Raw genomic sequence first — 8,493 nt, 5'->3', positions numbered from 1 at the left:
TAGTAATAATATATCTTTTCATTGGTAACCGCCTCCTTTTTTAAGGTTAAATTATACCTTTTTTAGGTGGTTACCTTTTAATAAAAATTTAACATTTTAATTTAGTAATAATCTTTAACATTTTATTATTGTAACAACATTAGATTTTACATACTTTTTAAATTAGATTCTCTTTGCTATAATAATTAGTCCTTATTTAGAAATTTGTAAGTGGGAGTATGAATATAATTGTGTCTAGCATAGAATAGTTCTTTATGAAAAATTTATGTTTTTAAGCTTTTTAAAAATTTTCAATATTATTTTAAAAATCAAATATAAAAAAATAAAATATAAGTAGAATATAAATGTATTACTAAAAAAAGATATGGGGATTTAATATGGATTGTCATAAGAGAAAGGGAAATAAAAAATATAATAAATATAATAGAATTGGAATTGATTTAGATGGAGTAGTTGCAGATTTTACTAGCTATACACTCCCAATGCTAAACAAAATGTATAATGTCAATTTAAAAAGGGAAGATATTACACATTACAATTACGAAAAAATACTCAAAATCTCAAAAGATGAAATAGAGAAGTTCTGGGAAGAAGTAAAAAATAAACAAGTTTTTAGATATCTAAAACCAATTAAAGGAGCATTAAAATCATTATCTTTACTTTCAGATAAAGAAATATATTTCTTTTCAATGAGACCAGAATATTATAAAGATGACACAATAGCATGGTTAAAGGATAATAATATAGATTACTGCAAATTACATGTTGGACAGGAAGATAAAAGTATAGCAGTTCTTGAAGAGAAAATTGATATTTTTATAGAAGATAATTTATTACAAGCTCTTATGGTTTCAGAAGCAGGGATTAAAACTCTACTTTTTAATCAACCCTGGAATCATTATGATAAAGAATTACCCCCACTCTGTAAAAGAGTCTATAATTGGGATGAAATTATAAAAATTATAATTTCATCTTGAAAACTCTATATAAATTTCTTAAATTTAACCATAAATATTTCCAAATTACTTTTTAAAAATGTAAAAAATATTTTATATTTATTATAAGTAAGCAATTTCTTATTAAGCATGCAAAGTATATAAATTAAAATTGTTAAATGTATGAAAGTATAAGAAAAACAAAGTTAAAAGAAGGATAAGAAATGATTCAGTTTGATAAATTTACAATTAAAGCTCAAGAAGCAATCGCTAATGCTCAGAAAATTGCAACAGAAAAAAGCAATCAAAACGTTGAAGTTGAGCACCTTCTTCAGGTTTTACTTGAACAAGAGGATGGAATTATTGTTTTAATTCTTCAGAAAATGGGAATTTTAATTGGGGATTTAAAAATAAATTTAGAAAAGTTGATAAATAAAATTCCCAAAGTTTATGGAGCAGAGGTAGGTTCTTATATTAGTTCAACTTTAAGGAAGGTTATAGATAAATCTTTTGATGAAGCTAATAAATTGAAGGATGAATATATTAGCACAGAACATTTACTAATTGCTTTAACAGAAATAGAAAGCAGTGTTAAAAATCTATTTAAAGATAAAGGAATAACAAAGGATAAAATATATAAAACGATGAGGGAAATTAGAGGTTCACAAAGAGTTACAGACCAAACACCTGAGAATAAATATCAGGCATTAAAGAAATATGGAACAGATATTACAGAATTAGCTACTAAAGGGAAATTGGATCCAGTAATTGGAAGGGATAAGGAAATAAGAAGAGTAATGCAAATACTTTCCAGAAGAACCAAAAATAATCCAGTACTAATTGGTGATCCCGGTGTTGGAAAGACTGCAATAGTGGAAGGATTAGCTTCAAGGATTGCAAAGAGGGATGTTCCTGATATTCTAAAAAATAAAAAGATATTTGCACTGGATTTAGGTTCACTTGTAGCAGGAACAAAATTTAGAGGTGAGTTTGAAGATAGGTTAAAAGCAGTATTAAAGGAGATAAAGGAGGCAGAGGGGAAAACAATTATGTTTATTGATGAACTTCATGCGGTTGTGGGGGCTGGAGCAGCGGAAGGAGCTGTAGATGCATCAAGTATGTTAAAACCAATGTTAGCCAGGGGGGAGCTTAAATGTATAGGTGCTACAACAATTAATGAATATAGAAAATATATTGAAAAGGATGCAGCTTTAGAGAGAAGATTTCAACCAATAATGGTGAGAGAACCATCAGTAGAAGATACTATATCTATTTTGAGAGGACTTAAAGAAAAATATGAGGTTCATCACGGTGTTAGGATTCAGGATCAAGCTTTAATTTCTGCAGCAATTCTATCCAATAGATACATTTCTGATAGATTCTTACCTGATAAAGCAATTGACTTAATTGATGAAGCATGTTCTCACTTAAGAATTGAAATAGATAGTATGCCAACCGAAATTGATGAAATAGATAGAAAGGTTCAGCAGTTAGAAATAGAAGCGACTGCACTAAGGAAGGAAAAAGATAAGGAATCAGTTGAGAGACTGGAAAAATTGAATAAAAGGATGAATGAATTAAAGAAACAAAGTCAGGATATGAAGACTCATTGGAATATTGAAAAGGAAATTATTCGGAATATAAGAAGCTTAAAGGAAAAAATTGATAGTACCCGAACAGAAGCAGAATTAGCCGAAAGAGAATCTAATCTTCAGAAAGCAGCTGAATTAAGGTATGGAACATTACCTGAACTTGATAAGAAACTTAAACTTGAGAATGATAGACTGGTAAAAATTCAAAAGGAAAAGAGAATGTTAAAAGAAGAAGTGGATGATGAGGATATAGCTGAGGTTGTATCTTCCTGGACGGGAATTCCTGTTTCCAGATTAGTTGAAGCTGAGATTGAGAAATTAGTACATATGGAGGATCGTCTTCATTTGAGAATTGTAAACCAGGATGAAGCAGTGGATGCTATTTCAAATGCAATCAGAAGAGCCAAGTCCGGTCTTTCAGATCCAAATCGTCCTTTGGGATCTTTTATGTTTCTTGGTCCAACGGGTGTTGGGAAAACTCTTCTTGCAAAAACATTAGCAGAATTTCTGTTTGATGATGAGAAAGCAATGGTAAGAATTGATATGTCTGAATATCAGGAAAAACATACAGTTTCAAGATTGATAGGAGCTCCACCTGGATATATAGGTTATGAAGAAGGTGGTCAGTTGACAGAAGCAGTGAGAAGAAAACCATATACTGTAATTTTGTTTGATGAGATGGAAAAAGCGCATAGTGATGTTTTTGATCTATTACTACAGGTTCTTGATGAAGGTAGGTTAACTGATGGTCACGGAAGAACTGTGGATTTTAAAAATGTTGTAATATGCATGACATCAAATGTGGGTAGTCAGTGGATATTTGAGCTTGGTAAGGAACAAGAAGAAGAGATGAGGGAAAGGGTTATGACAGCAGTTAAAACAAATTTCAAACCTGAATTTTTAAATAGAATAGATGACATTATAATTTTCCACAAACTAGGCAGAGAAGAGATTAATAGAATAGTTGATTTACAGGTTGGGTACTTAAAAGATAGATTAAAGGGTAAAAACATACTTGTAGAATTAACAGATAAAGCAAAAGAACTTTTAGCAGAAAAGGGATATGAGCTAGCTTATGGAGCTAGACCACTTGAAAGAGTTATGAAGAAAGATATACAGAATGTTTTAGCTATGAAAATTCTCTCTGGAGAATTTAATGAAGGAGATTTTATACTAATAGGTGCTAAAGGCGATAAGTTAACATTTGAGAGAAAAAAATAATATATAATATAAAGAATTATCAATTTTTATTCAGCTCATTTAGGATTATCAAGTATATTTAAACTATAGGAGTTAATTTAATTCTAATAATTCATAGATTATAAAATAAGGAAAGAAATTGGCAGTTAGAGATGTTTTATTATTAGGAAATCCAAAATTGTACCAAGTGTGCGACCCAATCAAGAGAGATGAATTGGAACTGTTGAAACCAGTTATCACAGACTTACAAGATACGTTATTAGATTTTCGCAAACGCTATAATACTGGTCGAGCAATAACTGCTCCGCAAATTGGTATCATGAAAAGACTTATCTATATGGAAATAGATAAATCTCAAGTCTTTATTAATCCAACAATTACAAACAAAAGTAAAAAGATGATAGATCTTTGGGATGATTGCATGAGTTTTCCAGACTTACTTGTATATGTTTGTAGGCATGCACAATGCGACATAACATTTTTTGACCTTGACTGGAAAGGACATACCATGACCTTGAAGGATGATTTATCGGAGCTATTGCAGCATGAATGCGATCATTTGGATGGAAGATTAGCTATAGCAAGAGCTATTGATAGTAAGTCTTTTGCACTTCGATCTCAACGTAAATTCCTCTAATTTCTAAATATTATTTAAGACTTGCAACGTATTAAAATAAATTGAAGTGTAGAGCTAAATGAGTTAAACACATATCTTTTAAGAATTAAAAAATTAATTTATATCGGTTGAAATCGAGCCAAGAAATGTCGCAATCTTGGAGGTTCATATACAAATCTTAACCCTCTTATCTTTTCTCTTTTTTCATATATATTAATTAACGCATTAGCAACAACATTCATATGAGCATTAGTATAAACTCTTCTTGGTATAGCAAGCCTTAAAAGTTCAAGCTTTGGATGGATATTTTTTCCAGTTTTAGGTTCTCTTCCTGCAAGAACTGTTCCTATTTCCACACTTCTTATTCCAGCTTCCAAGTATAGTTCAACTGCTAACGCCTGCCCTGGAAAATTATCTTTAGAAATATGAGGTAAAAATCTACCTACATCAATATATACTGCATGACCTCCTATTGGTTGAATAATTGGAATATTAGCTTCAAGAAATCTATTACCAAGATACTCCACCTGTTTTATTCTTGTTTCTAAATAATTCTCATCTAATACTTCTTCAAGACCTTGTGCCATTGCTTCCATATCCCTTCCTGACATACCACCATAGGTTATAAATCCCTCAAATAATACTAACCATGTAGCTCCTTCTAAATATAGTTTCTCATCATTTAATGCTAAAAAACCACCAATATTAGAAAGTGCATCTTTCTTACCACTAAAAGTACATCCATCACTATAACTCATCATTTCTAATACTATTTCTTTAATGCTCTTATTTTCATAGCCTATCTCTCTTTTTTTGATAAAGTAAGCATTTTCAGCAAATCTGCAAGCATCAAGAAAGAATGGTATATCATATTTTTTTGTTAATTCTCTTACTTTCTTAATATTTTCCATTGAAGCAGGTTGTCCACCACCGCTATTACAAGTAATAGTTATCATAACCAGTGGGATTTTGTCTTTTCCTTTGTCTTCTATTAAATTTTTTAATTTATCAATATCAATATTTCCCTTAAATGGATAATTTGATGTTGGATCAAAAGCCTCATCACATACTACATCTACTGGATTTCCTTTTTTGTGCAAGACATGAGCTTTTGTAGTATCAAAATACATATTGTTCGGGACATAATCTCCCTTTTTTATCATTATTAAAAATAAGATATTTTCAGCAGCTCTTCCCTGATGTGTAGGAAGAACATATTTATATCCCATATTTTTTTTAATCGCATCTTCTAAACGGTGGAAACTACTACTTCCTGCATATGCTTCATCTCCAACCATCATCGCTGACCACTGGCTATCACTCATAGCAGATGTACCGCTATCAGTTAGCAAGTCTATAAATACATCTTTAGAATCAAGATAAAATAGGTTATATCCTATCTTTTTTAAAAGATTTTCTCGATATTCTCTCGTAGTTTTTTTTAAAGGTTCTATCATCTTTATTTTGTAATACTCAGCCTGATAGTTGTTATTTTTCATTTATGCTCCCCTTTTTTAAATAAAAGAATATTAAATCTTAAATTTATTAGAATAATTAGATAAATTACAAATTATCAAAAGTGTTAATCTAACTTACTAACAATATACATTATTATAGATTATTATATTATTTGCTATTGAAATGAAAAGTATTTTAGTAGCAAATCTAAGAATAAGAATTAATTTTTAAAAACAATAATATCTCATTAGTTCTTTTCATCCTAGTAAATTTGGTTGGAACTTGTGATCATAATAAATCGAAAAATTTAATACTTAAATGAATATATTTTTAAATTCACAGTTGAACAACATTTTTATATTTGTTTTACACAATTTTTAGCATAAAATTTGACATAAAATTTTTTTTAAAATATAATTTAAGAACTGAAAATTAAATAAATTGCTTAATTTGTAAGAAGCGGAGGAACCTTCTTTTGGGGTGAATCTTGCGAAAGCAAGTAGGGTTAACATCTTTCGACCCGAACCCGTCAGCTAACTCCGTAAGCATTGAAGGATTGGTGGTAAGGTCACCCATGATTTCAATGGTGACCTTATTTTTTTAAAAGATAATTCCTCCTTATCTTGTGATAGAGCGCTACCCACCAAGCGCTCTATCATAGATTAAAAACAAATTATTATCTTTTGTCATTGCGAGGAGCGTAAGCGACGAAGCAATCTCTTTTAAGATAAACTGCACAATATTTAGTAATAAATAATAATCACATTTAATAAAATGTAAAATTCTTATAAAAACAAGCGAGAAAACCCATCCCCTTTTAAGGGATAGGATAAGAGCCCATAACCCTTTCTTGACAAGAGAATAATCTTTGTGTATACTTAAAGAATGAAAACAAGAAAAACTCGCTATAGTGTATACAATCTCAACTATCATTTAGTCTGGATACCTAAACATCGCAAACCTCTTTTAGTTGGAAAAATTGCCCAAGGGCTCAAAGAGCTTTTTAAAACCTCAGCTAAGCCAAAAGATGTTGAATTATTAGCGGTAGAAATAATGCCAGATTATATTCACCTTTTTGTTTCTGCTCCTCCTCGTTATAGCCCTTCTAAATTGGTAAATGTTTTTAAAGGAGTAAGTAGTCGTAGGTTAAAAGAAAAATATCCAGAATTAAAACATAAAATTCCTAATAGGTTGTGGACAAGAACATACTATGTAGGAACAGCAGGCACAGTAACATCAGAGACTATTAAAAAATATATCCAAGAACAAAGCCTAATATGATAACAAGAACTTACAAATACAGACTATATCTAACAAAGACCCAAGAAACCTTGTTTAATAGCCAGCTTTCTTCCTGTCGCTGGCTTTATAATCATTTTTTAGAAGAACGAAGAAACGCCTACAAAAAGGATAAAAAGAGAATCTCTTGCTTTGATCAGATAAAAGAGATACCAAAACTCAAAAAAGAAAATCCAGAATTAAGTAAGATCTATTCTCAGGTTCTTCAAGATGTAGCTAGGCGGGTAGATAAATCTTTTCAGAACTTTTTCAGAAGGGTTAAGGAAAACAAGCGGGTAAGAAAGCAAAAACCAGGTTATCCTCGATTTAAAGGAAAGTATCGATATAACAGTTTTGTCTATCCTCAGTCAGGGTTTGAGCTTAGAATAAATCAGAAAAAACCTAAACATTCAAAGACATATCTTTCAAAAATAGGTACTATCAAACTCAGATATCACAGACCCATTGAAAAACTCACCAGGATAAAAACCTGTGCAATTATAAGGAAGATAGATAAATGGTATGTTTGTTTTGCTGTTGAAATCAATAAAGAAGTGCCAAAAAAGAAGAAAATTGAAGATATAATGATAAAGAACATGGTAGGTATTGACGTTTGATTAAATAACCTTTTAGTCACTTCTAAAAAAGAAAGAATAGATAATCCAAGATATTTAAGAAAGTCAGAAGAAAAACTATCAAGAATTCAAAAAAAACATTCAAGAAAGAAGCTAAAAAGCAAGAACAGGAGCAGATCAAGGTTAAAAGTAGCCAGAATACACGAGAAAATAATTAATCAGAGATTAGACCTTTTTCATAAACTATCCAATAAATTAGTAAACAACTTTCAATTCATTGCCTTTGAAAACTTAAATATCAAGGGCATGGTTAAAAACAAATATTTAGCAAAATCAATTAGTGATGTTTCCTGGAAAAGATTCCTTCAAATGCTTGTCTATAAAGCGGAAGAAGCTGGTAGATGGGCTGTTGGAGTTAACCCCAGAAATACATCTCAAATCTGTAGTAATTGTTCAAAGATTGTTTCAAAAACCTTGGCTGTTAGAATCCACAAATGTCCTAAGTGCGGTCTGATAATAGATAGAGACATCAATGCTGCCAGAAACATTCTCAAATTAGCCCTATCTACCGTAGGAACTACGGGAATTAACGCCTGTGGAGTTGAGAGGTTGCTCTCGACTATGAAGCAGGAAGCTTTACGCCTTCAGGTGTAGAGTGGTTCACAGACAGTACTATCTGGATTGAGTTCTTTAGAGGTAAAAACAAAGTAGTCAATGATTTTGTGTTACCCTTAATCAATGAGGATAGAATTCACTATAATGGCATCATTTTGAGTGAGCTTCTTATCGGTATAACCACTAAAAAAGAATTCAATTTCCTTAAAAGTAATTTTGATGGT

At 30.7% G+C, this 8,493-nt stretch carries 5 protein-coding genes and 1 pseudogene; 5 read left to right on the top strand and 1 reads right to left on the bottom strand.

What is annotated here, in order from left to right; genetic code table 11:
• The first annotated feature begins 377 nt into the window (after positions 1 to 377).
• The 3 genes from KKC53_03705 (at position 378) to KKC53_03695 (ending at position 4,364) form a co-directional block, all read left to right on the top strand.
• On the top strand, positions 378 to 977 hold the full coding sequence (locus KKC53_03705; GenBank protein MBU2598270.1) for a hypothetical protein: 600 nt from the start codon (positions 378 to 380) through the stop codon (positions 975 to 977).
• A 185-nt stretch (positions 978 to 1,162) separates the two neighbouring features.
• Positions 1,163 to 3,748 carry an ATP-dependent chaperone ClpB gene (gene clpB, locus KKC53_03700; protein MBU2598269.1) on the top strand — a complete coding sequence of 862 codons (2,586 nt, stop codon included), beginning with the start codon at positions 1,163 to 1,165 and terminating at the stop codon, positions 3,746 to 3,748.
• A 118-nt stretch (positions 3,749 to 3,866) separates the two neighbouring features.
• Positions 3,867 to 4,364 (top strand): peptide deformylase, encoded by a 498-nt coding sequence (locus tag KKC53_03695; GenBank protein ID MBU2598268.1) that lies wholly within the window; start codon positions 3,867 to 3,869, stop codon positions 4,362 to 4,364.
• A gap of 98 nt (positions 4,365 to 4,462) precedes the next feature.
• On the opposite strand, the gene KKC53_03690 is transcribed toward KKC53_03695, so the two are convergent.
• A complete protein-coding gene (locus KKC53_03690) occupies positions 4,463 to 5,842 on the bottom strand; it encodes a tryptophanase (protein MBU2598267.1) in 1,380 nt (459 codons plus the stop codon).
• Between the two features lie 844 nt (positions 5,843 to 6,686).
• Here KKC53_03690 and tnpA point away from each other — a divergent pair.
• Together tnpA and KKC53_03680 are read left to right on the top strand one after the other, a co-directional pair.
• The gene (tnpA, locus tag KKC53_03685; GenBank protein ID MBU2598266.1) at positions 6,687 to 7,082 is read left to right on the top strand and encodes an IS200/IS605 family transposase; all 396 of its coding nucleotides are present in this window, start codon (positions 6,687 to 6,689) and stop codon (positions 7,080 to 7,082) included.
• Positions 7,082 to 8,308, top strand: a pseudogene (locus tag KKC53_03680) (transposase). The gene tnpA and the pseudogene KKC53_03680 overlap by 1 nt, the downstream one beginning before the upstream one ends.
• Positions 8,309 to 8,493: the final 185 nt, after the last annotated feature.

The sequence above is a fragment of the Actinomycetota bacterium genome (assembly GCA_018830725.1).
Classification (GTDB): domain Bacteria; phylum Actinomycetota; class Humimicrobiia; order JAHJRV01; family JAHJRV01; genus JAHJRV01.
The sequence above is the reverse complement of the archived record's forward strand: the minus strand, read 5'-3'. Positions and strand labels throughout refer to the sequence as shown.

Coding starts and splice junctions, on each gene's coding strand:
- KKC53_03705 (MBU2598270.1), top strand. CDS start 378: ATGGATTGTCATAAGAGAAAGGGAAATAAAAAATATAATAAATATAAT.
- KKC53_03690 (MBU2598267.1), bottom strand. CDS start 5,842: ATGAAAAATAACAACTATCAGGCTGAGTATTACAAAATAAAGATGATA.
- tnpA (MBU2598266.1), top strand. CDS start 6,687: ATGAAAACAAGAAAAACTCGCTATAGTGTATACAATCTCAACTATCAT.